The 26438-nt window shown below is 61.4% G+C and carries 20 protein-coding genes and 3 pseudogenes; 9 read left to right on the forward strand and 14 right to left on the reverse strand.

What is annotated here, in order from left to right; all coding sequences use genetic code 11:
• Nucleotides 1–287 precede the first annotated feature (287 nt).
• The 5 genes from M0D67_RS30945 to M0D67_RS30965 all read right to left on the reverse strand — a co-directional run bounded on the left by M0D67_RS30945 (nucleotide 288) and on the right by M0D67_RS30965 (nucleotide 5029).
• Complete coding sequence (locus tag M0D67_RS30945; RefSeq protein ID WP_154560714.1) at nucleotides 288–1223, reverse strand: choline ABC transporter substrate-binding protein; 936 nt, start codon at nucleotides 1221–1223, stop codon at nucleotides 288–290.
• A 108-nt stretch (nucleotides 1224–1331) separates the two neighbouring features.
• Entirely contained in the window at nucleotides 1332–2333 is a 1002-nt protein-coding gene (locus M0D67_RS30950) for a GlxA family transcriptional regulator (protein WP_154560715.1), read from the reverse strand.
• A gap of 7 nt (nucleotides 2334–2340) precedes the next feature.
• The gene (gene choW, locus M0D67_RS30955) at nucleotides 2341–3243 is read right to left on the reverse strand and encodes a choline ABC transporter permease subunit (protein WP_093644471.1); all 903 of its coding nucleotides are present in this window, start codon (nucleotides 3241–3243) and stop codon (nucleotides 2341–2343) included.
• Nucleotides 3236–4414 (reverse strand): glycine betaine/L-proline ABC transporter ATP-binding protein, encoded by a 1179-nt coding sequence (locus M0D67_RS30960; RefSeq protein ID WP_154560716.1) that lies wholly within the window; start codon nucleotides 4412–4414, stop codon nucleotides 3236–3238. The genes choW and M0D67_RS30960 overlap by 8 nt, the downstream gene beginning before the upstream one ends.
• A 348-nt stretch (nucleotides 4415–4762) precedes the next feature.
• A complete protein-coding gene (locus tag M0D67_RS30965) occupies nucleotides 4763–5029 on the reverse strand; it encodes a hypothetical protein (RefSeq protein WP_154560717.1) in 267 nt (88 codons plus the stop codon).
• A gap of 155 nt (nucleotides 5030–5184) precedes the next feature.
• Here M0D67_RS30965 and M0D67_RS30970 point away from each other — a divergent pair, with 155 nt between their 5' ends.
• Nucleotides 5185–5508: a hypothetical protein gene (locus M0D67_RS30970; RefSeq protein WP_154560718.1), complete on the forward strand. Its 324-nt coding sequence runs from the start codon at nucleotides 5185–5187 to the stop codon at nucleotides 5506–5508.
• Nucleotides 5509–5599: 91 nt separating this feature from the next.
• Here the strand turns inward: M0D67_RS30970 and M0D67_RS30975 are convergent, their stop codons facing one another.
• Both M0D67_RS30975 and M0D67_RS30980 read right to left on the reverse strand, forming a co-directional pair.
• Entirely contained in the window at nucleotides 5600–6712 is a 1113-nt protein-coding gene (locus tag M0D67_RS30975) for a hypothetical protein (protein WP_266240866.1), read from the reverse strand.
• A gap of 468 nt (nucleotides 6713–7180) precedes the next feature.
• Entirely contained in the window at nucleotides 7181–8311 is a 1131-nt protein-coding gene (locus tag M0D67_RS30980; RefSeq protein ID WP_154560720.1) for a VIT1/CCC1 transporter family protein, read from the reverse strand.
• Nucleotides 8312–8640: 329 nt separating this feature from the next.
• Here M0D67_RS30980 and M0D67_RS30985 point away from each other — a divergent pair, with 329 nt between their 5' ends.
• Entirely contained in the window at nucleotides 8641–8922 is a 282-nt protein-coding gene (locus M0D67_RS30985; protein ID WP_154560721.1) for a hypothetical protein, read from the forward strand.
• Between the two features lie 132 nt (nucleotides 8923–9054).
• Here M0D67_RS30985 and M0D67_RS30990 read toward each other — a convergent pair whose 3' ends face one another.
• Together M0D67_RS30990 and M0D67_RS30995 are read right to left on the reverse strand one after the other, a co-directional pair.
• Nucleotides 9055–10350 (reverse strand): MFS transporter, encoded by a 1296-nt coding sequence (locus tag M0D67_RS30990; RefSeq protein WP_154560722.1) that lies wholly within the window; start codon nucleotides 10348–10350, stop codon nucleotides 9055–9057.
• A gap of 90 nt (nucleotides 10351–10440) precedes the next feature.
• Nucleotides 10441–11532: a tartrate dehydrogenase gene (locus M0D67_RS30995; protein ID WP_168435709.1), complete on the reverse strand. Its 1092-nt coding sequence runs from the start codon at nucleotides 11530–11532 to the stop codon at nucleotides 10441–10443.
• Nucleotides 11533–11669: 137 nt separating this feature from the next.
• Here M0D67_RS30995 and M0D67_RS31000 point away from each other — a divergent pair, with 137 nt between their 5' ends.
• The 7 genes and pseudogenes from M0D67_RS31000 to M0D67_RS31030 all read left to right on the forward strand — a co-directional run bounded on the left by M0D67_RS31000 (nucleotide 11670) and on the right by M0D67_RS31030 (nucleotide 19116).
• Nucleotides 11670–12581 carry a LysR family transcriptional regulator gene (locus M0D67_RS31000; protein ID WP_154560723.1) on the forward strand — a complete coding sequence of 304 codons (912 nt, stop codon included), beginning with the start codon at nucleotides 11670–11672 and terminating at the stop codon, nucleotides 12579–12581.
• A 485-nt stretch (nucleotides 12582–13066) separates the two neighbouring features.
• Entirely contained in the window at nucleotides 13067–14158 is a 1092-nt protein-coding gene (locus M0D67_RS31005) for a porin (protein WP_154560724.1), read from the forward strand.
• 360 nt (nucleotides 14159–14518) lie between these two features.
• Nucleotides 14519–15388 (forward strand): annotated as a pseudogene (locus M0D67_RS31010) (branched-chain amino acid ABC transporter permease).
• An 8-nt stretch (nucleotides 15389–15396) separates the two neighbouring features.
• A complete protein-coding gene (locus tag M0D67_RS31015; protein ID WP_154560725.1) occupies nucleotides 15397–16407 on the forward strand; it encodes a branched-chain amino acid ABC transporter permease in 1011 nt (336 codons plus the stop codon).
• Complete coding sequence (locus M0D67_RS31020) at nucleotides 16400–17164, forward strand: ABC transporter ATP-binding protein (RefSeq protein ID WP_154560726.1); 765 nt, start codon at nucleotides 16400–16402, stop codon at nucleotides 17162–17164. The genes M0D67_RS31015 and M0D67_RS31020 overlap by 8 nt, the downstream gene beginning before the upstream one ends.
• Complete coding sequence (locus tag M0D67_RS31025) at nucleotides 17151–17858, forward strand: ABC transporter ATP-binding protein (protein ID WP_266240867.1); 708 nt, start codon at nucleotides 17151–17153, stop codon at nucleotides 17856–17858. Before M0D67_RS31020 ends, M0D67_RS31025 begins: the two co-directional genes overlap by 14 nt.
• Nucleotides 17859–17931: 73 nt before the next feature.
• Entirely contained in the window at nucleotides 17932–19116 is a 1185-nt protein-coding gene (locus tag M0D67_RS31030; protein WP_154560728.1) for an ABC transporter substrate-binding protein, read from the forward strand.
• A gap of 196 nt (nucleotides 19117–19312) precedes the next feature.
• Here M0D67_RS31030 and M0D67_RS31035 read toward each other — a convergent pair whose 3' ends face one another.
• The 5 genes and pseudogenes from M0D67_RS31035 to M0D67_RS31055 all read right to left on the reverse strand — a co-directional run bounded on the left by M0D67_RS31035 (nucleotide 19313) and on the right by M0D67_RS31055 (nucleotide 26383).
• The gene (locus M0D67_RS31035; protein WP_266240868.1) at nucleotides 19313–22147 is read right to left on the reverse strand and encodes an autotransporter outer membrane beta-barrel domain-containing protein; all 2835 of its coding nucleotides are present in this window, start codon (nucleotides 22145–22147) and stop codon (nucleotides 19313–19315) included.
• A 131-nt stretch (nucleotides 22148–22278) separates the two neighbouring features.
• Nucleotides 22279–22389: pseudogene (locus tag M0D67_RS31040) on the reverse strand (IS6 family transposase); the annotation flags it as partial.
• Between the two features lie 49 nt (nucleotides 22390–22438).
• Nucleotides 22439–23030 (reverse strand): annotated as a pseudogene (locus tag M0D67_RS31045) (SDR family NAD(P)-dependent oxidoreductase).
• Nucleotides 23031–23093: 63 nt separating this feature from the next.
• Nucleotides 23094–24650, reverse strand: coding sequence for a class I adenylate-forming enzyme family protein (locus tag M0D67_RS31050; protein WP_154560730.1), 1557 nt, complete (start codon nucleotides 24648–24650; stop codon nucleotides 23094–23096).
• Complete coding sequence (locus M0D67_RS31055; protein ID WP_266240869.1) at nucleotides 24647–26383, reverse strand: long-chain fatty acid--CoA ligase; 1737 nt, start codon at nucleotides 26381–26383, stop codon at nucleotides 24647–24649. The genes M0D67_RS31050 and M0D67_RS31055 overlap by 4 nt, the downstream gene beginning before the upstream one ends.
• Between the last annotated feature and the right edge of the window lie 55 nt (nucleotides 26384–26438).

Below are 26438 nucleotides of genomic sequence, written 5' to 3' on the forward strand. Positions count from 1 at the left end.
TGATGAAATTAACGGAAGACGAAGAAAACTGCTATGAGAGCAGTCTGCTTTTGTCCTATTTTTACAAAACTTCACAGCCTTTATGGTTTTCACCGAAATCGGGACGTAACCTTGCGTCACGGTCCGTTCGGCGTCATCCGGCGTGTTGACACGTCGTGTCGGCGCGTGCGTCCGGTCGAGCCAAACCGTGTGGTTTGGCGGCCGGAGCACACGCCAGTGTCAAACGCAATTGTTGCCGGTGCCGAGCTTGAGTTTCGGGCGGTGGGTCCGGCGTTCAGTCAACCCCTTCACTTCCCCGCAACGTAGGCCTTCACCGCCGGCAACCCATCCTTCCCGTCAAAGGTCTTCACGCCGGCAAGCCACTTGTCGAGCACAGCCGGATTCGCCTTCAGCCAGTCCTTCGCCGCTTTGTTCGGATCCGTCTTGTTCGTGATCGGCAGCATCACGTGGTTCTCGATATCCGTCGTGAACTGCAGGTTCGACACGAGCTTCGCGACGTTCGGACAACGCGCCGAGTAATCGTTCGGTGTGACCGTCAGCACTCTGGCTTCGCCGTAGTTCGGGCCGAACACGTCGTCACCGCCGGACAGGTAATCGATCTTCATCTGCACGTTCATCGGATGCGGTTCCCAGCCGAGGAACACGATCGGCTTCTTGTCGCGAACCGCGCGATTCACTTCGACCAGCATGCCCGCCTCGCTCGACTCCACCAGCTTGAACTTGCCAAGACCGTACTGGTTGCTGTCGATCATCTTCTTGATCAGCGCATTGCCGTCGTTACCCGGTTCTATGCCATAAATCTTGCCGTCGAGCTTGTCGTAGTTCTTCGCGATGTCGGCGAAGGTTTTGATGCCCGCCTGATACGCGTAGTCCGGCACGGCCAGCGTGTATTTCGCTCCAGTCAGGTTCGGCGTAGGCAGCACGGTGAGCTGGCCGGCCTTCTTGAACGGATCGATCATCGGGTCCATGGTCGGCGACCAGTAGCCGAGGAACACATCGATCTGCTTGCTCTTCACCCCCGCAAAGGTGATCGGCACCGAAGCGATGGTTTTGGTCGGCTTGTAGCCGAGCCCTTCCAGCACGGTCGAAGCGAGACCGGTCGTCGCCGCGATATCGGTCCAGCCGACGTCGGCGAACCGGACGTCCCGGCAGGTGGCAGGTTCCGCGGCAAGGACAGATGACACCGACAGCGCGCACAACGACGCAGCCCACAAACGTTTCATGGCGTTCCCTTTGGGTGATTGATGCTTCACTGGTTTTAATAATCGGATTTTCAAAGTGCGACTTCTTGCGTCGACTTCATTGACGTCAACTCACTCATGCAGACTCATCTACGCAGACAACCGTCTCTCTACACTCGGCGCGTGACCAAACTGCGCGCGATAGGCCTTACTGAAATGGCACGGCGAATGAAAACCGCACACAGCCGTTACCCGCGCGATCGACGCATCCGTATTGCGCAACAGTTCACGCGCACGACGCAAACGCAGCGTCAGGTAATAGTGCGTCGGCGATACGCTCAGAAACATCTTGAACATCCGCTGCAAATGGCGTTGCGACAGATGCACGAGCCGCGCGAGTTCGTCGAGCGACAACGGCTCTTCGATATTCGCTTCCATCAAGCGCACGACTTCGATCAATTCCGCTCGCGAGAAGCCGACCCGCGCGTCGACGGGAATATGCTGATAATCCGTCGACCCGCGAATCCGCTCGACGATGAACTGCTCTGACACTTGCGCGGCGACGGCATGGCCAAGGCGCATGCCGACCAGGTTCAGCATCAGATCGAGTGGCGCGGTGCCGCCGGTGCAGGTCATCCGGTCACGGTCGATCACGAACAGTTCATCGGCAAAACGCACGTGCGGGTAACTCTTGTGCAACGGGGACATGTCTTCCCAATGCACGGTACAGCGATAACCGTCGAGCAGATTCGCAGCCAGCAGCGCGTACGGTCCCGTGCAAATACCGCCAAGCGGAATGCCCTTCGACGCAACATCTTGCAGCAAGGCGATGATCGTCTCGTCCACGTAGTCGCGCACATGCCAGCCGGCACAGACGATCAGCACATCGGGCATGCCCGCTTCGACCAGCGTCGTGGTCGGCTTCACGGTGATGCCGTTACTCGCCCGCGCCGGTTCGCCGTCCGGCGTAATCACCGACCATGTGTAGTGCTGCGCGCGACCCACGTAGTTGGCCATGCGCAGCACCTCGACCGCGCTCGTGAACGCGATCATCGAAAAGTTCGGCAGCGTCAGAAAGCCGAAGTGCGCGAGCCCGGACAGCGGCGAGTCTGATGGAGCCTCAACAACAGGAGAGATCGCGTCGCGCTTCATAGGCGGCTCAGCCGTGCTGTGCCGCCGGCGCCCGGCGCACCTTCATGACGCTGCGCAAGCCCGACAACAGAGGCGCCCGCGCCGTGCCAGGCGAGCGGCCGAAGCTTTCCGTGATGCGGTCGAGAATGATCGCCAGCATCACCACCGAGAGACCGCTTTCGAAACCAAGGCCGATATCGAGCCGCTGAATACTCGCCAGCACGTCGTTGCCGAGACCGCCCGCGCCGACCATCGAGGCGATGATCACCATCGAGAGCGCCATCATGATGGTCTGGTTCACGCCGGTCATGATCGACGGCAGTGCGTTCGGAAACTGCACCTTGTAGAGCAATTGCAGGGGCGTGCAGCCGAACGCCTGCCCTGCTTCGACGATTTCGCGATTCACATGCTTGATGCCGAGCGACGTGAGACGCACAGCAGGCGGCATGGCGAAGATCACCGTGGAAAGAATCCCCGGCACGCGGCCGAGACCGAACAGCATGGCCGCCGGAATCAGGTAGACGAACGCGGGCATGGTCTGCATCAGATCGAGCACGGGGCGCACCATCATTTCGACGGTGCGGCTCTTCGCGGTCCAGATGCCGAGCGGCACGCCGAGCAACAGGCTGATCAAGGTCGACGAGAGCGTGAGACCGAGCGTGATCACCATCTGATCCCAGAAGCCGGTGCCGTAGATCAGCAGCATCGCCAGCAACGTGAACAGCGCGAAACGCCAGCCCACCCGCCACAAGCCGACACCGACGAAAAACGCCATCAGCGCCCACATCGGCACCGCTTGCAGGCCGTGCTCGATCAGCGCGGCAAAACTCTCGATGACCTTGCCGATGGAATCGAAGGTTTTTGCGTCGTGGTCGAGCAGGTAGTGAACGCCGTGATCGACCCAGGCGCCAAGTGGAATGACTTCAGACATGGGAACCTCGATGGCGCGTGAGAACGTTCAGCACGTTCGTCTTGTTGACCGAACCGCAGTAGGAGCCGTCCGCTTCGACGACCGGCAGCGGCGCACGGCTTGCCACCACGCGTTCGACGACGTCGTCTAACGGCGTGGTGCGGCGGATGCACTCGATGTGATTGAGCTGCGGCGACGCGCTGCCCATCGCATCGCGGCACACGAAGCCGCGGAACTTGCGCTCGCTGTCGAGCACGAAGGCGTATTCGGCGCTGCCGTTGAGCGTCGCGGCCACGCTCGAGGCGTCGATCTGCGGCGAATGCTGCATGAGCGGCACGGCGTCGGTCTGCATCAGGTCGCCGGCCGTCAGATAGCGGCTGGTGTCGATGCCTTCGAAGAACGCCCGCACATAGTCGTCGGCGGGATTGGTGATGATTTGCTGGGGCGTGCCGACCTGTACGACCTTGCCGCCTTCCATGATCGCGATCCGGGTGCCGATGCGCATCGCCTCTTCCAGATCGTGCGAGACGAACAGGATGGTGCGCTGCTGCTCGCGTTGCAGATCGAGCAGCACGTTCTGCATTTCCTTGCGTTTGAGCGGATCGAGCGCGGAGAACGCCTCGTCCATGATCATCAGCGACGGGTTGACTGCCAACGCCCGCGCCAGACCCACGCGTTGCTGCATGCCGCCGGACAACTGGGCCGGCAACTTTTCCGCGAACGGTGCGAGGCCGACCTGTTCGAGCACCGTCATGGCGCGTTTTTCGCGCTCCTTCTTGCCGACGCCTGCCACTTCCAGCCCGAACGCCGCGTTGGACAGCACCGTGCGTTGCGGCATCAGCGCGAAGGACTGGAACACCATGCTCATGTCCTTGCGGCGCAGCGCCGTCAGTTCCGAGCGCGGCACGCTGGCCACGTCGCGGCCGTCGATCAGCACCTTGCCGGCCGTCGGCTCGACGAGACGGTTGATCAGGCGAATCAGCGTCGACTTGCCGGAGCCGGACAGGCCCATCAGCACGAAGATCTCGCCTTCCTTGACTTCGAACGATACGTTATGGACGCCGACTATCTGACCGGTGCGCGCGAAGACTTCTTCTTTGGTTGCGCCGCCTGCCAGCATGCCGATCGCCTGTTTCGGGTTGGTGCCGAACACCTTGCACAGCCCTTCGACCACGACCTTGGGGGAATTCATTGAATGCTCTCCTCGCTTGGCGGACGTCCGTCCGCGCTGTGCATACATAGTTGCCAGAAAAAAGTACGCCTAGCCGACTATTTGCGACAACCACATGTGGAAATGCGACACCGCCGTCGCGCGGGCGCCGGCTGGCGGCGGGCAAAGCCCCGTTGGGTAAGGGTTTGCGAGGTGTTGGAGGGGTTAGCCGGCCGTGTCGCGCCAGAGCAAGTGAGGGTGGTCTGGAGGAAAAAACGGCTGTGCGGACGACGTGGCAGGCGCATTTTGCCGCGACGCAGCAAGCCCGCCGTTGCTCAGCGGGCGTCGTTGCGCGCCCGCGAGGTGGGCGCCATGATCAATGATCGAGGCTCAATGACGGGCGCGAACCACTTGTAGCAGACGGTCCGCCCGCGAAAAATACCAGATCGCAAGGCCGCCCAGCACCGGGTACATGCAATACAGGCGCGCGAGCGCCCAAACCTCAGCAGAAAAGCCCATTGCGATTCCCCGCCCATCGTGGATGCCATTCGGCAAAATTTGAAACGGCGCGACCTGGCTATTGATTGCCGGTTCGAGCCGAAAACAGCGCCGCTGGTTGCACGCAGGGAAGGAAAGCCGGAGGTCTGGCCGGTTCATCGTGCACGGAAATCATTAGGGCAACCTTAAGGCTGCGTGCCGTTACTCCGTGTTACGAATCTCGCATCCCTCTTGCACCTGCAAACCGCGGCCCTGCCTACACTGCGCACCATCTCCACTGTCATCGCCAGCAACCATCAGGCGAAAAGAAAAACATGCGCAAGAACCTATTATCAGTGTTTCTCGGCGGCGCGATATTAGTGGCTTCCACAGTCGCTTCCGCGCACGTCGACGTGGGCATCGGCATCGGCATTCCCGGGCCGGTTTTCGTGCCTGCGGAACCGGCCTACATTGCGCCTCCGCCGGTCGTTTATGCGCCCCCGCCGGTGGTGGAATATGGCTACGGCTACGGCGACGACTGGCGCGCCCGCGAGTGGCATGAGCGTCAGGAGTGGCGCGAACGACGGTGGCGCCACCACGAGCATGAGGAGCACGAGCGCGAATGGCGCGAGCGCCATGGTTGGGGGGATGGGGATTGAGGCCAACGAAGTGGCGGCGCATGGCCGGTAAAGGGCTTGTTGTGCGGCCGGCCGCCTCAGGAAACTCGCTGAGGCGTGCCTTGCCTGCTACTTACTGCGCGACGAAGAGCATGCCGTGCGGATCCTGCAGCGCGGATGCACTACCGATACCCGCCACCACCGGCGTGAGGTGACCGGACTTCACGTCGAGTTGCATCACCTGCCCCTGACCCGCGCTGTACGCATCACCCTGCTTGAACGGCGCATCGACACGGTACGTCGTGTTGTTTGCGTCGGTGAACAGCATGAATGTCTTACCCGTCGAACCCGGCGCCGGGACAAAGCGCGTATCGTCCACCGGGTAGATCGGACCATCCTTATCGCTGTACAGCGTGAGCGTCAGGACACTGACGCTCTGACTTGGCCCGGGATTGCTGATGAACACGAGTTTGCCGTCCGCCTGGCTATCCAGCACGAGTTTCCCCGACGGGTCGATGGCCAGCGAATCCGGATCGGTCAGGGTCAGCGTCACCGGCTGATTGAACGTAGGGTTCGCCGCGCCCCCCACAGATGGCGTCACGTCGATAGCCTGGGCGTTGCCGGCCAGCACCGGCGTCACGTCGAAGGTGGAACCATTGGCGTTCAGCGTGAGCGCAACGACGGTCGGACCCACGCCCGGCGTCGTGGGCGCCGAAGCACTCACATACACGACACCGTTGATGAGTTGCATATCGTCATAGCCGCCGCCGTGCACGGTGGGATTGACCGTCGCCTGATAGGTTTTCTGTGCGCCCGTGGCGAGGTCGATGATCGTCAACTCGGGATTGCCGTCTTCATTCGCCATTGCCCATAGCGTGTTCGTGTCGCTGCGCGCCATCAGGCCGTCTACGTGGCCCGGCACCGTGAACGTTTTCTGGGCGTTGCCGCTCAGGTCGTATTGCACGACCTGGTTGGTGATACCGGGCACCGAGCCGTCCTTCACTTCGCCGGCGTTCTGATAGCCGATGAATATGCTGGAACCCATCTGCACGATCGAATCGGGCTTCTGGGTTGCCGAGGGTGCTTTTGCGAATACCGCGAGCGAGTAGCCGGTGGCGGTTGCCGTGTTCGGAACTGGCGCCGCCGCTGCCGTTGTTGCCGCCGGGCTCGGATTGTCAACGCCTCCGCCACACGCCGAAAGCGCCATCACAGCCGAAATCATCAAAACAATGGAAGTCTTTTTCATTTTAAAGGTATCCTGATTAAATGCATTTTTTCTTCGTCAAGGAAACGACATCCCTCTACCACACCAGTACAGTAAAAACCGTATAAGCCGGCGGTTTCACTTTAACGGCAGATAATGTCAATCGAATGACGTAGCGAAATACAGGTGCACCTTGAAAAAACTTTCTTATTGACCGAATCGCAGGATTTTTTCTTCTCGATAGCGCAAAGAAAACTACCTGCTCACCGCTTAAGAGACGCTTAAGTGAGTGCGTTTTCGAGGTGCAAAAAAAGCCGCTATTGAAAGCGGCGTGTACTCATAGGATCGCTTAATAATTAAATGACGTAGTCGATGTAAGAATCACATCGACGAAAGCGGCTGAGAGTAGCCTTCGGCAAGCAAGTTGAAAACAAACCGTAATGCCTCGCTGCCAGAGAGGTAAATGAATTGAAAGAATAGGCGAGAATCAGCGCAACACGATCGCGTTCATCAGGAAATCGATACCCCCAACAGCTTCCCAACGCCGAACGTGAAGCCTGCGGCCACGAGACCGATGACGACCTGCCGCATGGCGGAGAACCCTGCGCTGCGCCCGTTGAATAGCGAGGTAAAGACCCCAATGGATGCGAGTGCAAGCATGCTGAGTACGATGCATTGCACGATCGCACTAAGCCCGTGCGTCCACAGGAACGGCATCACCGGAAAAATTGCGCCGACCGAGAACAGGCAAAACGAGACACCTGCAGCGGACCAGGGATTGCCGCCCAACTCCGAGGGATCGAGTCCGAGTTCCTCGCGCGTCAGGGTATCGAGCGCCTTGTCCTTGTCACGCATCATCTGTGACGCCACCCGTTTGGCCTCGACCGCGTCCAGACCCTTGGCGCGATAGATCAGCGCCAGCTCGTGCTCCTCGGCTTCCGGAGACACCTCCAGTTCCTCCGCTTCTTTAGCAATCTGGGTACTGGCCAGCTCGCGCGCATTGGTCACCGACAGCCATTCACCCAACGCCATTGAACACGCGCCGGCGATCAGGCCGGCAAGCCCCGTGAGTAGGATCGCTTTGTTGCCGGTTCCCGCGCCGGCCACGCCCATGATCAGGCAGAAATTCGAAACGAGGCCGTCGTTCGCACCGAGCACGGCTGCACGCAGATCGTTACCCGACGAAACGCCCTTATGCCACGACTCCGCAGCGGCGATGCGCGCCCCTTGCGACAGGGCCGGGTCGCCCCCGCCGTGAGCCAGGGTCTGGACTACCGCCGCGTGGTGATGCTCGTCGGCCGACATACTGCCCGCGTCCGGTTGCCCGTGGTATTTGTTACGGTCAGCGTATTCAGCCGCGGCAAGCGTGGGTAGCACGAAACCCGCGCCGAACATGCGTACCAGTGCTTTCATCAGGCGCGTTTTCACGGCCTGGCCGGTGCCCTTCGGCTGGATGCCGTTAGCTCTCAGCTTATCGGCCCATACCTGCGCATGATCGTGCTCCGATTTTGCGAGGTCGCTGTAGACCTGCTTGCGCGTGTCGTCCTTCTCGACTTTCGCGAGCGTTTCATAGAGCGCGGCGCTGTGGAGCTCGTCGGAGAGATTGGCTCTGTACCGCTTGACTTCATGTTTGGATGCCATGGGAATGTGCCTGCATATCGGTTCGATAACAACGAAGCGTAATCGATTCAGGCACGGAAATCATAAAGCCCCTAAAGCGCATGTTGAGCGAGAACACCAACAGTTCTCATCCCCATTTGGTTCCGCACGATTTTTTCTTAAGACATGCTTATGCGTGTCCTCATCAAGCACAGGTTCTCGCCACTATCGTCCAGTATTTCCGCGCTTCGAAATACGGAAGAAAGTAATTTGGCCTCGCCTAAGGAGAAATTAAGGAACGCTGCTTATTCTGTGAGTACGCATCGACCGGAATGGTCGGCGCGGCACCATCACACTATTGGAGAACTATCATGAAAGCACTCAAACACATCATGCTCGTTGCGTCGATCGTCGCCATCCCGACTCTGTCGTTTGCCCAGCAGATGAACACACCGATGAACGACACAACGACGGCACCCACCGTCTCGATGCACGACACGCAGAACAATCAGCCGGGTACGCAATATCAGCAGCCCTCACACAAGATGTCGGGATCTGGTGACAGCTCAGGTTACGGTGCACCCGCGACAAGCTTTTCGCAATCTTCGACGATGCATTTCGAGGGTAAGAATTCGGGATTGTTCAAGCATTGAATACGCGCGATGATGCCTTGCACTTCCTCGCTGTCTCCGCGCTAGCCACTATTTGCGGCAAGTCAGCGGGCAACAATCAGCGCGGGAGTGAGGCACATCTTCAATCAGAAAGCCGATCAAAAACCAGCGAGATCATTGCGGCGCAGGAGCCGCCCGATATCCTCGCCGGCCGATAGCCAACGTGAGCACGGCGGAAACCGCAAGACTCGCCGCAACCACATAGAGCCCGGCAGCATATCCACCCGTCACGCTCTTCAGCCAGCCGATTGCAAACGGACCGACGAAACCGCCGAGATTGCCGATCGAGTTGATCATGGCGATACCGGCCGCGGCGCCAGCGCCAGAGAGAAAGGTACTCGGCATGGCCCACAGCGGCGCCTTGGCCGCGCTGATGCCCACGTTCACGAGAATCAGCGCGAACACCGCTGCAACAACTGTATCCGCAAAGCCTGCCCATGCGAGCCCGATGCCGGCTGCGACGCACGGAATCACCACATGCCACGTGCGCTCGCCAGTGCGATCCGAATGGCGCGCCCACAGCACCATGCCGATCACGGCCAGCACGCTGGGAATCGCGTTCAACGCGCCGGTACCCAGCGCGCTAAAACCGAATTGGCGAATGATCAGCGGCGCCCACAGTCCGAGCGTATAAAGCCCCGCCGAGGTGCCGAAGTAAATCATCGACATGATCCACACGCGCGGGTCGCGCAGCGCGGCGAGCGCACCTGCCGCGTGTCCCGCCTGCGATTCACGTCCCGCGCGTTCTTCGCGTAGGGTCGCGACGAGCCACGCTTTCTCATCCGCGGCAAGCCACGCCGCCTTTTCTGGCGAATCGGTGAGCGCTTTCAAAACCACGAACCCGAGAACAACCGCAGGAATCGCTTCGATGAGGAAAAGCCATTGCCAGTCTTTCAAGCCGAACAGGGCCGGCATCTGCATGATGGCGCCTGAAATGGGCGATCCGATTGCCGTCGACAAAGGTGCGGCCGCCATGAACGCGGCCGCCGCGACTGCTCGTTGCCGCGCGGGAAACCACTGGCTGAGATAAAGAATGATGCCGGGGAAGAAACCGGCTTCGGCCACGCCGAGCAAGAAGCGCAGCGTATAGAACGAATTCGGCCCGACGACAAACGCGGAAGCCGCCGACACCAGCCCCCACGTCACCATCACACGCGCGATCCAGATGCGCGCACCGACCTTGTTCAGAATGAGGTTCGAGGGCACTTCGAACAGAAAGTACCCAAGAAAGAAGATGCCGCCGCCGAGTCCGAACATGGTCGGCGAGAGGCCGAGGTCCTTGTTCATCGTGAGCGCCGCGAAGCCGACGTTCACACGATCGAGAAAGCTCACAAAATAAAGCAGCATGACGAAGGGCAAAATACGCCACGTCAGCTTGCGAACCACACGGGCTTGCAATTCATTGGCCATGCCAGTCTCCAGTCTTTAAATCGCCCGTGACGTATTCGTCCGGGCGTTTTGTTTTTGTCTAATGCGCGTTGCGTATTGCATGCGGCCAGTTCAGGCTACCTTGAACGCCGCCGATTCCGCTGCGAGGATCGCGCAGACCGCGTCGGTCACCTGCGCTGTTGTGGCCGTACCGCCGAGGTCACCCGTGTGCAACGCCGGGGCAGCCGTGATGCGTTCGATCGCGCTCATCAACTGCTGGGCAGCGGCCATTTCGCCGAGATGCTCGAGCATCATCACAACCGACCAGAACGTGCCGACCGGATTGGCGAGACCCTTGCCCATGATGTCGAATGCGGAACCGTGAATCGGCTCGAACATCGAGGGATAGCGGCGCTCGGGGTCGAGATTCGCGGTCGGCGCGATGCCGAGGCTGCCGGCCAGTGCCGCGGCCAGATCGCTGAGAATGTCCGCGTGAAGGTTCGTCGCGACGATCGTGTCGAGCGTGGCGGGACGGTTGACCATGCGTGCGGTGGCGGCGTCGACGAGTTCCTTGTCCCACTTGACGCCAGGAAATTCCTTCGAGACTTCGAGCGCAATCTCGTCCCACATGACCATGGCGTGACGTTGCGCATTGCTCTTGGTGATCACCGTCAGCAGCTTGCGCGGTCGCGACTGGGCGAGGCGGAACGCGAATCGAAGAATGCGTTCGACGCCCGCGCGGGTCATCATCGAAACGTCCGTTGCCACTTCGATCGGATGGCCCTGGTGTGCGCGTCCACCTACGCCGGAATACTCGCCCTCCGAGTTCTCGCGAACGATGACCCAGTCGAGATCCTTCGGCCCACAGCGCTTCAACGGTGCGTCGATGCCAGGAAGGATGCGAGTGGGACGCACGTTCGCGTACTGATCGAAGCCCTGACAGATCTTCAGGCGCAATCCCCAAAGCGTCACGTGATCGGGAATATGCGGATCACCCGCCGAGCCGAACAGAATCGCATCCTTGTTGCGGATGGCATCCAGCCCATCGGCCGGCATCATCACCCCGTGCTGGCGGTAGAAATCGCCGCCCCAATCGAAATTCTCGAACTCGAACCGGAAGGCGTCGCTACGCGCAGCGATGGCTTCGAGAACCCGTTGGCCCGCGGGCACGACTTCCTTGCCGATGCCGTCGCCGGGAATGGTTGCGATGCGATAGGTCTTCACTGGCGTCTCCTTGGTGTTGAACGTATGGCTGCATCCTAGTATGGCGACCGCACGCGAAAACGCTGCTAGACTCAAAGCATCCTTAACCTGCAGTTAATAATAGGCTGTTCATCGGCCTGCTCATCGACCCACTCAACATGACTTCGTCGATACAACCGGAAGACCTCGCCTTCTTCTCCAAGCTCGCCGCAAGCGGCAGTCTGACCGCGACTGCGCGCGAACTCGGCTTGAGCACGGCAGCCGTGAGCAAGCATCTGGCGCAAATGGAATCGCGCGCGGGCGTGTCGCTCGTGAATCGCACGACCCGGCGTATGAGCCTTACGCCGGAGGGCGAACTCTACCTGACTCGCGCCAGACGCATCCTGAGCGAAATGGACGACCTGGCCCAGTTGCTCGGCGGCTCGCAAGCGGCCCCGAAAGGCCTGTTGCGCGTGAACGCGACGCTCGGTTTCGGCCGCAGTCACGTGGCGCCGCTCATTTCCCGATTTGTGCGGCGCTTTCCCGAGGTGGACGTGCAATTGCAACTCTCCGTCGACCCGCCACCGATTAGCGACGACGCCTTCGACGTGTGCGTGCGTTTCGGCGAACCGCCGGATGCGCGCGTGATTGCGCGCCGGGTCGCGCCGAACCGGCGATTGCTTTGCGCATCGCCAACGTATTTCGCCAAACGGCGCGCGCCGCGCAGCCCGGCGGAGTTATCGCAACACAATTGCATCGGCATTCGTCAGGGCGACGATGGCTATGGGCTCTGGCGCTTGACCAGCGGACGCGGTTCGACCGAAAAGACCGAGACCGTACGCGTGCGCGGCAACCTCACCACCAACGACGGCGAGATCGCGGTGAAGTGGGCGCTCGACGGTCACGGCATTCTGATGCGGGCGGAATGGGATATCGCGGAGTATCTCGCCGATGGCCGCCTGATCCACGTATTGCCGGAATACCGCACGCCGGGTGCCGATATTTATGCGGTGTACCCGCAACAGTTGCAGATGACGGCGCGGGTCAAGGCTTTCGTCGACATGCTGATAGAGACGTTCGGCACACGCTGAGTCCGTTCTTTGATAGCTCTGCAATGCAGAACCACCGCATCAGCCGTCTTTCTCGCAATTCAAACCGGATAATTCCGGCAATCTCCTTGTATTACATGGCCTTACGGCACACTTCAAGCGCGCCTTCAGTGCCAGGTGTTTTCCCTATTTTGGCCTGCATTGCAGGCCAAACGAGCGGTTTCCCCCGTTGACACAGAACGAACGGTCGTGCCAAATTGCGCCTGCATCCTGTGCGCAAGCACGCGATCGATGAACTCATAGCAGCGCCGGGCCGCCCCTGCACCCAGGAGACAAGCCAGCCGGCAACCGGACTCGAAACGCATACCAGCACACCCACTATTTCGCATCCCTTATCAGATCGCGAGGGCCCGCTATTGTCGCTATTGCCTGTTGAGATCGTATCGCGCAACAGATCGCCAGAATCTTGCAGCACAAGCAATACTTCGCCAGTTCAATTGATTCCAATAAACAAGGAGACACGAAGCATGCCGGCAAGTCATCGCAATCGAGTTGGAGCCATTCTTGGATTAGTTGGAGCATGCGCCCTGGGCACGGCCCAGAGCGCCCATGCACAAAGCAGTGTCACGCTGTACGGCATCGTCGACGGCTCGATCCTCTACACCAGCAAAACGCTTAACGCGGCCACAGGTCAGAGCGCCGGCCATCAATACTCGTTCACCGACAGCGGCCTCTCCGGCTCGCGCTTCGGCATGCGTGGCGCCGAAGATCTCGGCGGCAGCATGCGTGCGATCTTCGAACTCGAAAGCGGCATCAGCATTGCCAACGGCGCGTTCAGCAATTCGAACGGCAACGAGTTCGGGCGGCAGGCGTGGGTCGGCGTGGACAGCCGCTACGGCACGGTCAAGGCCGGCTTGCAGTTCTCGCCCTTCTTCCTCGCGGTGTACGACTTCGATCCGCGCGAGATGTCGTACTTCGGCAGCGGTCTCATCACCTATCTCAACAACGTCTATGTGACTGGCCTGTTCAATCCGAACGGCATTTCGTACACGTCGCCGGAAATCGCCGGCTTGCAAGCCAGCGCGATGATGGCGCTGGGCGGCACGGCCGGGAACTTTCAGGCGGGCCGCCAGTACTCGGCGAGCCTGCGCTACCACCTCGGCACGCTGACCGTCGATGCCGCGCTCTACAGCGGCAACGCCGGCGGCAGCGCTGCATCGATCGCGATTCCGAGCGTGGTCGAATTCGACGGCCGTGCGCTCGGCGCCAGCTATGTGTTCAACAACCTGACAGTGAAGGCCTCCTACGTGCAGTACAAGGTGGCAGGCTCGTTCAACGATCGTGTCTATTCAGGCGGCGCCAGCTATCGCATCACACCGGCGCTGAACGTCGACGCGGGTGTGTGGGTCACGCGCGACGGAAACAACTCGTCGAACAATTCGATACTGGCGTCCACCGGCGTCGACTATTCCCTGTCGAAGGCCACCGTGGTGTATGGACAAGCTGGCTTCGTGACCAACCACGGTGCCATGCACACTGGACTGTCCGTCAACAACGCACTGAACGAAGCGACCGGCACGACGGCCGGCGTGAATATCGGCATGCGGCACATGTTCTAGCCGGCGCAGAACGCGAGATACCGGCGTGCCGCGCAGGCGGTGCGCCGGATCATGCGAACGGGCGACTTGATGCGCGTCATCTAAGTGACTTCCCTAATAATCTGCAATGCAAAACAATCAAATGGAAAAACCTGTTGACGGAAAGTGAACGCCCGTGCCAAATTTCTCTAGCACCGCCACACATCGCCATTTCCAGTTCGCGCCGATGCGTGCGTGTTTCAAGCGTCGACAACCGTCGATAACGGTCGCCGGATTCGAGAGAGCGGCTGTTGTCCCGTCCGTAGTCAGGTGTGCGGCGATGCGTCCCCTGCAGCAAGGGTAACGATTGCACAGCGTGCTTCCGTTGGAGGGTGTCAAAGCGTGGACATGTTTTTGCAGCAGCTTCTCAACGGCTTGACGCTGGGCGGCATCTACAGCCTCGTCGCACTCGGACTCACGCTGGTCTACGGCATTCTCGCAGTGCCGAATTTCGCGCACGGCGCGTTCTACATGGTCGGCGCGTTCGTCTCGTTCTACCTGATGAGCCGGCTCGGCTGGAACTACTGGCTCGCGATGATCGGCTCCGGCCTCGCGGTCGCAGTACTCGCGATGCTCGCCGAGCGGCTGGTGTTCCATCCGCTGCGCAAATCTTCCGAATTGCATCCCATGATCGCCGCGATCGGCCTCCTGCTGTTTCTCGAAGCCGGTGCGCAGGCGATCTGGGGCGCGGACTTTCATCGTATGGCCACGCCCTAAGCCGGGATCGTCGATCTGGGCGGCGTGACCGCGCCCGTGCAACGCCTGCTGATCATCGGCGCAGCGTTCGCGTTGGTTGTGCTGCTGCAACTCTTCCTCAAATACACGGTGATCGGCTCGAGCATCATCGCGATGGCGCAGGACCGCGAAGGCGCCTCGCTGATGGGCATCGACGCCAACAAGGTGACGATGCTGACTTTCGGCATCTCGGGCCTTCTCGCCGCCGTGGCCGCCACGCTGTACGCGCCGATCAACCTCGTCTATCCGGCGATGGGCCAACTGGTGATCCTGAAGGCCTTCGTGATCATCATTCTCGGCGGCATGGGCAGCGTGCCGGGCGCGATCGTCGGCGGATTGATCATCGGCATGGCGGAGAGCTTCGGCGCTTTCTACATTTCGACCGACTACAAGGACATCATCGCCTTCGTGCTGCTGGTGGTGATTCTGTCGGTTCGTCCTCAAGGTCTGTTCACCAAGGAACTGCGCGCATCGTGAAACCGGTCATGAAATTATTCGAGGGCAAGCTGGGGTGGACACTGCTGTTCGTGCTCGGTCTCGTGTTTCCGTTTCTGGCCACCAACGACTACATGCTCACCGTGATGTCCACCGCGTACGTCTTCGCGCTGGCCACCGTCGGGCTGAATCTGATCACCGGCTATACGGGGCAGTTCAATCTCGCGCACGGCAGCTTCATGGCGGTGGGCGCGTACACGGTGGGCATTCTCACGGTCGATCATCAGGTGCCGTTCTGGATCGCGTTCATTGCGTCAGGCGTTGTCGTCGCGATACTGGGGGCGCTGGTCGGCCTTGTTTCGCTGCGTCTGCGCGGCCACTACTTTTCTATTTTTACGCTGTGCGTCGGCTACATCATGTTTCTCGTCATCGAGAAATGGGACAGCCTCACGCATGGTGTCTCAGACATTGTCGGCATCCCTGCGCCTTCGGGCTTCGGCATCGTCTCTTTTGAAAATCCGCGGCCGCTCTATTACCTGGTGTTCGCCTTTCTGGTGCTCGGCGTGTGGCTGATGCATCGCATCGTCGACTCGCTGCTTGGCCGGACCTTCATGGCGATCCGCAATAGCGACGGTCTCGCACAGTCGCTCGGTATCAACCTGATGCGCAACAAGGTGCTGGCCTTCGTGCTGTCGGTCGTCTATGCCGGGCTCGCGGGCGGCCTCTATGCGGGCTCCGTGCGTTTTCTCGGACCAGATCTGGCCGGCGTCGAGCATACTTTCGACATGACCATGTATATGCTGGTGGGTGGCATCGGCACCCTCGCCGGCCCGCTGCTCGGCGCGCTCGCCATACCGTGGCTCACGCAGTATCTGCAGTTCTTGCAGGCGTACCGTTTCGTCGTGTTCGGCCCGATCCTGATTCTGCTGGTGATCTTTCTGCCGAACGGTATCGTCGGTTTGTATCGGGCAAGAACGAGCCGGCGCGCGAAACTGGCAACGGCGAAAAGCGGCGGCGTCGCGCTCCAATCGCAGCCCACGCGCGGAGACCGCCATGCTTGAAATCGACTCGCTCAGCAAACGCTTCGGCGGTCTCGTCGCGGTCGACGACGTCAGCACGCATATCGAAGCCGGCAAGATCAATGCAATCATCGGGCCGAACGGCGCGGGCAAGACCACCTTCTTCAATCTGATCAGCGGCGCCCATCTACCGAGCTCGGGACGCATCCGCTTCAAAGGCCAGGACGTGACAAAGCTGGCTGCCGATCAGATGGCGCGTCTCGGCATCGCCCGCACGTTTCAATCCACCGCGCTGTTCGACCGGGCGAGCGTGCTCGACAACCTGATCGTCGGCCACCGGCTGCGCACGCGCTCGGGGCTGTGGGACGTGTTGACACATTCTGCGCGGCTCAAACAGGAAGAACGCATCTGCCGCGAGAAGGCGCGCGAGGCCCTGGATTTCGTCGGGCTGTCGGCAATTGCGGAACGGATGGCCGGCGACATCTCGCAGGAAGAGCGCAAGCGTGCAGCCGTGGCGCTCGCACTCGCCACCGAACCGAGCCTGATGCTGCTCGACGAACCCGCCGGCGGCGTCAATCCCGAAGAGACCGAAGGCCTCGCCGAACTGATCCGCAAGCTGGTGAAACACGGCGTGACGGTGTGCCTGGTGGAACACAAGATGAACATGATCATGAAGCTCGCCGATCGCATCATGGTGCTGAACTACGGCAAGAAAATCGCCGAGGGCACGCCTGCCGAGATTCGCGCCAACCCGGCCGTGATCGATGCCTATCTTGGGAGCGAACATGCTGAAGTTTGAGAACGTCGCGCTCGATTACGGCAGTTTCCGCGCGCTGGACGGCATTACGCTGCACGCGGACGACGGCGAACTGGTCGTGCTGCTCGGCGCTAACGGTGCGGGCAAGAGTTCGATCTTTCTCGCAACGAGCGGCCTGCGCCGCGCTGCGAGCGGCAGCCTGCGCCTCGGAACGCGCGAGCTGCTCGGCATGACGCCCGCGCAGATCGTGCGCAACGGCGTGATTCATTGCCCCGAGGGCCGCAAGCTGTTCCCGGGCATGTCGGTGTTGAAGAACCTCACGCTCGGTGCCTATGTGCATCGCGGTGACAAGGCCGGCAATCAGCGCAATCTCGATCAGGTGTTCGCACTCTTTCCGCTTCTCGCCGAACGCAAGGATCATGCGGCCGGCTCGTTGTCCGGCGGGCAGCAGCAGATGGTGGCGATCGGCCGCGCGATGATGGCCCGGCCCAAGGTGTTGCTGCTCGACGAACCGTCGCTCGGTCTCGCGCCGCTCGTGGTCAAGCAGGTGTTCGAGGTGATCCAGCAGATCAATCGCGCGGGCACGACGGTGCTGCTAGCCGAACAGAACGCGTTTGCGGCGTTGAAGATCGCGCACCGCGCCTACGTGATCGAGAACGACCGCATCGTGCTCGAAGGCGATCACACGAGTCTGATGAACAACGAAGCGATCCGGCGCGCTTACGTCGGCGGCTGAACGCATTTGATGCACAGCCTGACGCCTGACGCTTAAGCGCCGGGCCATTCGAACAATCCCAAAGGAGACACGTATGACGATCAAACGCTTGTGCGGACGCGCTGGAGTAGTTGCGGCTGTCGCCACAACGGCGCTGCTGGGCACGGGCGCCGCGATGGCGCAGCAGGTGGTGCATATCGGCTACTCCGGTCCGTTGAGCGGTGGCGCGGCGAAGTACGGCCAGGAAGTGCTCGAAGGCATGCAGATGGCGGCCGCCGACGTCAATCAGGCCGGCATCGAAGTGGCCGGCAAGAAGATCAAGCTCGAAATCGTGCCGCTCGACGATAAGTACAACCCCGCCGAAACCGCGATCAACGCGCGTCGTCTTGCGCAGGAACAGCAGGCGGCTGTGGTGCTCGTGCCGCATTCGGGCGGTGGCTTCGCCGTGCAGACCAGCAACGAACAACAGAAACTGCTGCTGCTCTCGTACACCAGCGTGCCGCAGATCAGCGAGCGCGGCAACAAGCTCACGGTGCGCATTCCTCCCGCGTTCACCTCGTATCTGAACTCGTTCATCAAGTACGAAATGGCGACGTACGGCAAGAAGGTTGCACTCGTCGCCACCGATACCGACTACGGCAAGGTCTGGGTCGCCGCATTCAAGCCCGCGTGGGAAGCAGCCGGCGGCACGATCGTCGCGGACAATTCGATGTCGTATAACCGCGCCACCGATTTCTACAGCGGCGTGAGCCGTGTGCTGGCAGCCAAACCGGACGTGATGTTTATCGGCGGCCCGTCCGAGCCGACCGGCCTGATTGCGCAGCAGGCGCGCGAACTGGGCTTCAAGGGCGGCTTTATCGTGATGGACCAGGCCAAGCTCGACGAAGTGGCCAAGGTGACCGGCGGCTATGCACCGCTGAACGGCGCGATCGGAGTATTGCCGCTGGCCAACGATGAAACGCCGAACGCCAAAATGTTTGTGGAGCGCTTCCGCAAGAGTCACGGTGGCCGTGATCCGAGCCAGGAAGTATCGCTGAACTACACCGCGGTCTACGCAACGGCACTCGCGATGAAGCTGGCCGGCAGCGTCAACGACGCGACCGCGATCCGCAATCAGTTCGATAAAGCCGTGAAGGCGCTGCCGCCACAGGCTAATCCGCAAAGCGTGACGGGCGTCGACGATCACGGCGGCTTCGTGATCGGCAAACCGCTTGCGGCGGTGGTTCAGGGCGGACAGTTGAAATCGGCGGACTTGAGTTCGCTGGCAGCGGCGAAGTGATGACGTGATGCGGGAGGCTTCCGGCGCTAGTTCGAGGACAAACTCCAGCACGCGCATGAGGCGCTCGAGCACTACCGCGCCGCCCGCAGGGAGCCGCGCGAACAGCAAGCGCACCGGTCATTCCGGTGCGCTGCTTCCTGTCCATAACGCTTGTCGCCCAAAGCCCACTTACACGGGACCGAATGTCATCGACCTGCTAATACTCATACCGCAGCCCCAACCCACCGTTCACGCCTTTCCCGATCCCGCCCAGTTGCGCCCCGACCTTCAACCACGTGCGCCAGCGCGCATTGAACTGGCCGTTCAGACCGATGTTGACCTCGGCGAGGTTCCTCGCCCCGTCCGCCGACACCATGCGCCCGTTCATCGCCAGCTCCGATTGCCCGTATTCGTAGCGCCAGACCGTTTCGATGAACGGCTGCAGTCTCGTCGTCGCCGACGTCTCGATCGTGCCATTGACACGCACACCGAGCCGCGTCGTCATCCCGTTCGGGCGGACGAAATCAACTGTCGTTCCGGTCGCGGATTCGAACACCGTATGGTCGAAGTAGCCGTTCCAGATGACCTGCGCGAGCGGCGTCACCACGATGCCGTAACGACCGACGGGTCCGAACGCATAGCCGCCTTCAAGTGATGCGCTGGCGATCTGCGAGTGATAGGACTGTGCAGGCAGTCCTTCGCCGCTCACGCTACTGTTCTGCCAGCCATACATCAACCAGCTATCGACGTACGTCCTCAGGCGCTGAACGTCGTCCTGAAACCAGGTGCCGTAGATCCCCGCCGCGTAACTGTCCACGCTGCCGGACGCACGGTTCGGATTGTCGGCGGCCGTCGCGCTGGTATCGACGTGCCCATACGCGGCCATCACGCCTACATGTAATCGGTCGCCACTCCCTGTCAGCGGCCATGCCCCGACGTCGGTGCCCATGTGCAGCAGCCATCGCGTGTTGTGCATGGCGCCCCGGCCGTCCGCGAAGCTCGCGTGCCCGCCCGCACCCTCGACTCTCGCCCACGCGCTCGAACCGAAGGCGGACTGGGGCTGGGTCGACTGATAGTCGCCGCTCGTAGCGCCGAGACGATCGCGCAGCTCGTGATTGAACAAGGTCGCCGAAGCATAGACATTCGCCAGATAGGCGCCGATCTCCGGCCGGTAGCGAGGCACGGGCGTCGGAGTCGGAGTCGGAGTCGGAGTCGGAGTCGGAGTCGGAGTCGGAGTCGGAGTCGGTGTCGGAGTCGGTGTCGGTGTCGGTGTCGGCGTCGGTGTCGGCGTCGGTTGCACCGAGGAGCCTAAATACCACTGCCCGCTGGCGGGATCCTGGCTGATTTCATACTCATAGAGACCAGCAACCACACGACCTGCGAGCGTAAAAGCGGTCGAGGCCGACGCTGCGCCGTTCGTCAGCGCCACCACGCGGATGCCGGTCTGCGTGAGCGCGCCCAAGCCTCCGGCATTCGTAATGCCGATGGCCGTGCTGCCAGTGACGGCAGCTCCGCCGTTCGCGCCGTCGATAACGAGCTGGTCCGTCGGTGACCCGTCTCCCCCGAGCTGCGTGTTCAGACGCAACGCGCCCTGCCCACCGTAGTTACCGAGGACGTGAAGCTGATTCCCCGGCACGGCGCCGCGCAGATCGATGGTGCCATCGTTCTGGATCTGGCCGATGAGCGTGAGCGTACCGAGGCCTTGCCCCTGCAACTGCGGTGCGGCATCCGCTGCCGTGAGCATCCCGCGATTGAGCACGTTTGCATTCACGATCCCATATCCTCCCAGCGTTCCGTCGACCGTCACGCCTCCAACGCTCGAGAGTGTCGCGGCACGGTGCGCGGCGTCGCCGACGAGAAGCGTGGCGCCCTGGTCCACCTCGGTGCCGCCCGGGTCCGTGAGGATGCCTGTCAATCGAAGTACGCCCTGCCGGACCGACAGCGCGCTAGCCGTCGCTCCGGTGAGGTTGACTTGCCCCGACAGCGTCCAGTCGACGCCCTGCATCGTGAGCGAGTCGAATCCTTTGATGGCGACGCCCGTGCTGCCGCTATCCGTCAACACAACGGCGTTGTTCGCACCGTTGCTGACGACGTCGCCTCCGAGCACCGACCCTGGGCCGTCCACCACGAGCGAGATCGCTGGGAACTCAGCATGCGTGCCGAGAATCATTGTGTTGTTGTCGCCGTCGAACCGCACGGCTGTGGCCGCCCCCGTTATCGTGCCGAGGTTGTACACGCGGTTGCCGTCGCCGGTCAGGTCGATGGCGGGACCGCGGCTCGCTCCGGCCTGAAGGGTGCCGGCGTTGATCAACACGTTGTCGTCGGCCTTTGACCGCATGACCGCACCGCTCATGTTGCGGATCGTGCCGTAGTTGAGCAACTGGCTTTGCGCTGCGCCTTCGAAGTCCACGGCCGGTGCGTTGCTGTCGCCGCCCTGGATCACACCCGACGCCTCATTGATGACCGAGTAGAGTCCGCTGCCGAAGAACCACAGTGCATAGTTGCTGGCCGAAATGAGTCCGGCATTCGTCACGGTCACGTTATACGCGCCGTTCGAGACGACACCATACTTACCGCTGATCGTGCCCGTCGACGAGTTGTCGACCAGCGCGCCTCGCCCCGTATAGACTCCTGAACTCACGGTGCCGACGATCTGTCCGTCGTTGTAGACCGCCATGGACGCACGGTCGGTATGCACGCCGTCGGGACCTGAAATGGTGCCCCCGGCGTAGTTATAGACGGTTCCGCCATTGGTGAACTGTACGCCTGAAGGTCCGTTCTGCTGGGTCGCGAGCGACTTGATCAGGCCATAGTTGTCCACCCGGTCGGCCCTGGCGCTGGCGCTGCCGAGCTTGAGCGCCGCTGCGGCAGTCGTGGCCGATCCGCCCTGCAAGGTGCCGAGGTTGGTGAACTGCCAGTTCTGCGCGCTGCCGCCGGTTACTGCGGCGCCCGTGTTGACGATCGACCCGCCTTGGGGCAGCACGAAGACGGACTCACCGGGATAGTTGGTATCGAGCGCGATGGTCTGACCGTTCGAACTGGGTAGCGTCACATCCGCATGCGCCGGCACGCAAACAGGCAACGTCAGGAGGCAAATGCGATACCACGCAGGCACTGCGACGCCGGGGGGCGAACGGCGTCCGGTCGACCTGAACTGACGATCTCGAAAGCACGCATAGGGCACCGTATTATCGTTTTGTGATCGACCTCGAACCCGCGTTCGGCCATTTTCTCTTCGAGGTTGCGCAGGCTCAGCGAATACGCCACGTACGATCGCACACACGGCAGCATCATGTCCACTGGGTAGTGCACCCGTTTCAGCACCTTCGCGATCCAACTCGGATTACCCCTTCAACGCTTCGATAATCTGAACACGCACATCAGGCCGCTCGGCAAACGGATCAGTCGGATTACGCGGCGTCACGATATCCTCAGCGCGCGTTTTCACTGCGGCAAGCGCGTGCGGATGCGAGAAGATATAGAACTGCTCTTTGCGGATCGCATCGAACACCATACCCGCGACCTCTTGCGCACTCACCTTCCCCGAACTCACCGCCTTTTCGCTCATCACTCGCGACACGCGTTGCGATAAGGTCAGTGGCGTGTCGTTGTCCAGTTCGGACGGACGATTGCGATGCGCCTTCGCAATCCCCGTCAGTACGAAGTACGGGCACAGCACCGAGCACGCCGCCGAAGGCGTCGAGCGTGGCGCGGGCCAGTGAGTCGATTTCCTCGCCCTTCGCGACATCGACGCGGCGCGCGATGGCCTGCGCGCCGGCCGCGCTCACCTCGGCGAAGGTTTCATCGAGTGCGTCCTGTTGTACGTCGGCGAGTACCAGCAGCATGCCCAGCTTGGTGCCAAGCCGTGCGAACTCACGGCCGAATCCGGAGCCCGCGCCGGTGATTACCGCAACCTTGCCTTCAAAATTGTCCATGCCTTGTCCCATTGCCAGTTGGTGTATTTAGCCAGGTGTATTCAGGCGTCTCGATCCGCGGTGCTAACGCGCGGCGGGATAGTACTGCTCGCGCAATTCCCGTTTCAGCACCTTGCCGATCGGACTGCGCGGCAACGCATCGACAAAGGTCAGCGCGGAGAGCCGCTGCATCTTGCCGAGCCGTGCGTTGACCCAGCTCAGCAGCGTGTCGGCGTCGATCGGTGCAGCCGGGCGACGCACCACGAACGCAACCGGCGTCTCGCCCCACTGCTCCGACTGCGCGCCCACTACGGCCACATCCGCGACATCCGGGTGCGAGCACAGTTCAGCCTCGAGATCACTCGGATAAACGTTGAAGCCGCCCGAAATGATCATGTCCTTCTTGCGATCGAGGAGAGTCAAAAACCCGTCTGCATCGAAACGGCCCATGTCGCCCGTGCGGATGAAACGCTTTCCGCTCAGGTCGTACCACTCCGCCTCGGCAGTCTTGTCCGGTTGACGGTAGTAGCCGGTCATCATCGCGGGCGAATGGCCGACGATTTCGCCGACCTCGCCCGCTGCGACCTCGTTGCCGAGTTCGTCGATCAGACGGATGTCGTGACCTTCAACCGGTTTGCCGACCGTATGCAGCTTGGTGGGATATTCGTCGGCCTCCAACTGACACGAGCCGCCGCCTTCGGTCATGCCGTAGTACTCGGTGAGCTTGCCCGGCCAGCGGCGCACCACATCCGCCTTCACGCTCGCCGCGAACGGCGCGCTGGTGCAGAACTTGGCCTGGAAGCTGGAGAGGTCGTAAAGATCGAAGTCCGGATGCGCCATCAAGCGTTGATACTGGACCGGCACCAGCATGGTGTGCGTGACGCGGTACTGTTGCGCCAGCTCGAGATAGCGTGTGGCGTCGAATTTCGGCATCAACACGACTGTGCCGCCGAATGTCAGCGTCGGCATGAAACTCACGAGCGTCGTGTTCGAATACAACGGTGTGGAGATCAGCGTCGTGGCGTCTGGGCCATAGCCGCGTTGGATGCTGCGCACCGCATAAGCCCAGCGCATGCCGTGCGATTGCACGATGCCTTTCGGCGTACCCGTGGTGCCTGACGAATAGATGATGTTGAACGGCCACGCCGGATCGATCGTCACGGCTTCAGGCGTTGCGCCCTTGGGCGCGAGCCACGCTTCAAGCGCCATGCTGCCTGCGTGCGCATCCAGCGCGACGGGGATTGCGCTGATCTCTGCGGCCACCGGTTCGAGGAGACGCTTGACGTCGGCATCGAGGAACAGCAATCGCGCACCCGAGTTGCCGATCATGCTGACAAGACTCCCCGCGCTCGACGACGGCGCGAGCGGCGCAACCGCCGCCCCTGCCCGCAGCCCGCCGAGAAACACCACGGTGTATTCCACCGAGGCGGCCGCGCATAACGCAATCGCGTCGCTAGGCTTGATACCGTCGCGCTGCAATGCGGCGGCAAAGCGATCGACTCGTGCGTCAAGCGCGGCATAAGTCACGATCTCGCCGTCGCAGATCAATGCCGCGTGCTCACCACGTTCTTTGGCGAAGCGGCGGAGCATGTCGGTGATGCAGACGAACGGTTCGTCCAGTAAGGCTTCGAGCCATGTCATGACGAGGCGCCTCCTGTGCTGCCAGTGCTGCCGTTGCTACCGTTGTTCTCACTGGCCGCGGCCGTGCGTGCCGCATCCTCTTCCTGCAACTTGCGCCACAGAATCTTGCCGCTGCCAGACTTAGGCAGCGACGTCACGAACTCGACAATGCGCGGCGCCTTGTAAGACGCCATCTGTTCATGCGCCCAGTCGATGATCTCCTGCTCGGTGATCGTGCCGGCATGCGCCGCTGCGGGCACCACCAGCGCCTTGACGGTTTCGCCGCGCTTCACGTCCTTCACGCCGATCACGCACACCTCGTGGATCGCGGGATGCCGGTACATGAGCGCCTCGACTTCCGCGGGCCACACCTTGTAACCCGAAGCATTGATCATGCGCTTGAGGCGATCGGTCATGAAGAAATACCCGTCCTCGTCGATATGACCGAGGTCGCCGGTACGCAGAAAACGCTTGCCGTCGAGTTCGATAAACGCTTCTTCAGTCGCTTTGGGATTGCGCCAGTAGCCTTGCATCACCTGCGGCGCGTTCACGATAATCTCGCCGGTTTCGCCTTGCGGTAGTTCCTGCAACGTGACCGGATCGATCACGCGCGAGTCCACATCGAATACGGGAATGCCCAGGCACTGCGGCTTCGGCCGATGCGGGGGATTGATGTGCGTGCCGGCGATCGTCTCCGACATGCCGTAGCCTTCGACGTAATCGAGCCCCGTCAACGACTTCAGCTTTCTGGCAATCGCGTCCGGCATCGCTGCGCCGCCGCCGCGTGCGCCCGTCAGGCTCGACAGATCGTATTCGCCGAGCTTCGGGTTCGACAGAAAATCGACCATCATCGCCGTGATCGACTGCCACGCGGTCACGCGATATTTCTGCATGCATAGCGCCACCGCTTCCCGATCCCAGCGCGGCAACACGATAATCGTGGCGCCGGAGAAGACCGCGCTGTTCATGCCGCCTTGCATGCCGGTCACGTGAAAGAACGGCAATATCGATAGATACACACCGTCCGGCGGTGCCGAGAACCAGACGCAGCCGCCGAGCAGCGTGCTCATCACGCTGCGGTGGGTATGCATGCAGCCCTTGGGCTTGCCGGTGGTGCCGGACGTGTACGGCATCACGCACAGATCGTCTGGACCGGTGGTGAGCGGACCCGGCGCGATATGCCGTTCGAGCACCTCGCGCCAGGGCGTGACGCCGGGGATATTGAAGGTCTTGCGCGGCGCCGCCACGAATTCCGGCACGGGAATCGGCGATGGCCGCTTCAGATAATCGCTGTACGTCGCGACGACTACGTGCTCGATGCCCTTCCCCGGCCCCCTGCCGATCAGCGGCTCGACGTTCGCGAACAGGCATTGCGGCGCGATGATCGTGGTCGCCTCGCTGTCCTCGACGTAATGCGCCAGTTCGCCGCTCATGTTCATCGGATTGACCGGCACCACAACGGAGTTCGCACGCAGGATCCCGTAGTAAGCGATGATCCATTGCGGGCTGTTCTGCATGTAAAGCAGCACGCGGTCGCCCGCTTTGACATGACATTCCTGCAGGAGAAATCCCGCGATACGCTCGGTTTCGTCCTTGAACTCGCCGAAGGTAACCGGCGTGTCGTAGAAGACGATGAACGGCTTGTTGGGAAAACGCGCCGCCGACACCTCGGCGTTATAGAAAATGTTGGTCTCGGGCAGCGTCAGATGCTTTGGCACTTGCGGCGGCCAATTCGGGTGATGGCGTTCGTTCATCGGCGTCTCCTGCCTTACTGTCTGTGCGCGTTTCACACGGATGGTGCGCGCTTCG

This window comes from Paraburkholderia sp. SECH4 (assembly GCF_030511745.1).
Lineage (GTDB): Bacteria > Pseudomonadota > Gammaproteobacteria > Burkholderiales > Burkholderiaceae > Paraburkholderia > Paraburkholderia madseniana.

Excerpts from the sequence above, each read along its gene's own strand:
- M0D67_RS30945 (WP_154560714.1), bottom strand. The coding sequence starts at position 1,223 with ATGAAACGTTTGTGGGCTGCGTCGTTGTGCGCGCTGTCGGTGTCATCT.
- M0D67_RS30950 (WP_154560715.1), bottom strand. The coding sequence starts at position 2,333 with ATGAAGCGCGACGCGATCTCTCCTGTTGTTGAGGCTCCATCAGACTCG.
- choW (WP_093644471.1), bottom strand. The coding sequence starts at position 3,243 with ATGTCTGAAGTCATTCCACTTGGCGCCTGGGTCGATCACGGCGTTCAC.
- M0D67_RS30960 (WP_154560716.1), bottom strand. The coding sequence starts at position 4,414 with ATGAATTCCCCCAAGGTCGTGGTCGAAGGGCTGTGCAAGGTGTTCGGC.
- M0D67_RS30965 (WP_154560717.1), bottom strand. The coding sequence starts at position 5,029 with ATGAACCGGCCAGACCTCCGGCTTTCCTTCCCTGCGTGCAACCAGCGG.
- M0D67_RS30970 (WP_154560718.1), top strand. The coding sequence starts at position 5,185 with ATGCGCAAGAACCTATTATCAGTGTTTCTCGGCGGCGCGATATTAGTG.
- M0D67_RS30975 (WP_266240866.1), bottom strand. The coding sequence starts at position 6,712 with ATGAAAAAGACTTCCATTGTTTTGATGATTTCGGCTGTGATGGCGCTT.
- M0D67_RS30980 (WP_154560720.1), bottom strand. The coding sequence starts at position 8,311 with ATGGCATCCAAACATGAAGTCAAGCGGTACAGAGCCAATCTCTCCGAC.
- M0D67_RS30985 (WP_154560721.1), top strand. The coding sequence starts at position 8,641 with ATGAAAGCACTCAAACACATCATGCTCGTTGCGTCGATCGTCGCCATC.
- M0D67_RS30990 (WP_154560722.1), bottom strand. The coding sequence starts at position 10,350 with ATGGCCAATGAATTGCAAGCCCGTGTGGTTCGCAAGCTGACGTGGCGT.
- M0D67_RS31000 (WP_154560723.1), top strand. The coding sequence starts at position 11,670 with ATGACTTCGTCGATACAACCGGAAGACCTCGCCTTCTTCTCCAAGCTC.
- M0D67_RS31005 (WP_154560724.1), top strand. The coding sequence starts at position 13,067 with ATGCCGGCAAGTCATCGCAATCGAGTTGGAGCCATTCTTGGATTAGTT.
- M0D67_RS31015 (WP_154560725.1), top strand. The coding sequence starts at position 15,397 with ATGAAATTATTCGAGGGCAAGCTGGGGTGGACACTGCTGTTCGTGCTC.
- M0D67_RS31020 (WP_154560726.1), top strand. The coding sequence starts at position 16,400 with ATGCTTGAAATCGACTCGCTCAGCAAACGCTTCGGCGGTCTCGTCGCG.
- M0D67_RS31025 (WP_266240867.1), top strand. The coding sequence starts at position 17,151 with ATGCTGAAGTTTGAGAACGTCGCGCTCGATTACGGCAGTTTCCGCGCG.
- M0D67_RS31030 (WP_154560728.1), top strand. The coding sequence starts at position 17,932 with ATGACGATCAAACGCTTGTGCGGACGCGCTGGAGTAGTTGCGGCTGTC.
- M0D67_RS31050 (WP_154560730.1), bottom strand. The coding sequence starts at position 24,650 with ATGACATGGCTCGAAGCCTTACTGGACGAACCGTTCGTCTGCATCACC.
- M0D67_RS31055 (WP_266240869.1), bottom strand. The coding sequence starts at position 26,383 with ATGAACGAACGCCATCACCCGAATTGGCCGCCGCAAGTGCCAAAGCAT.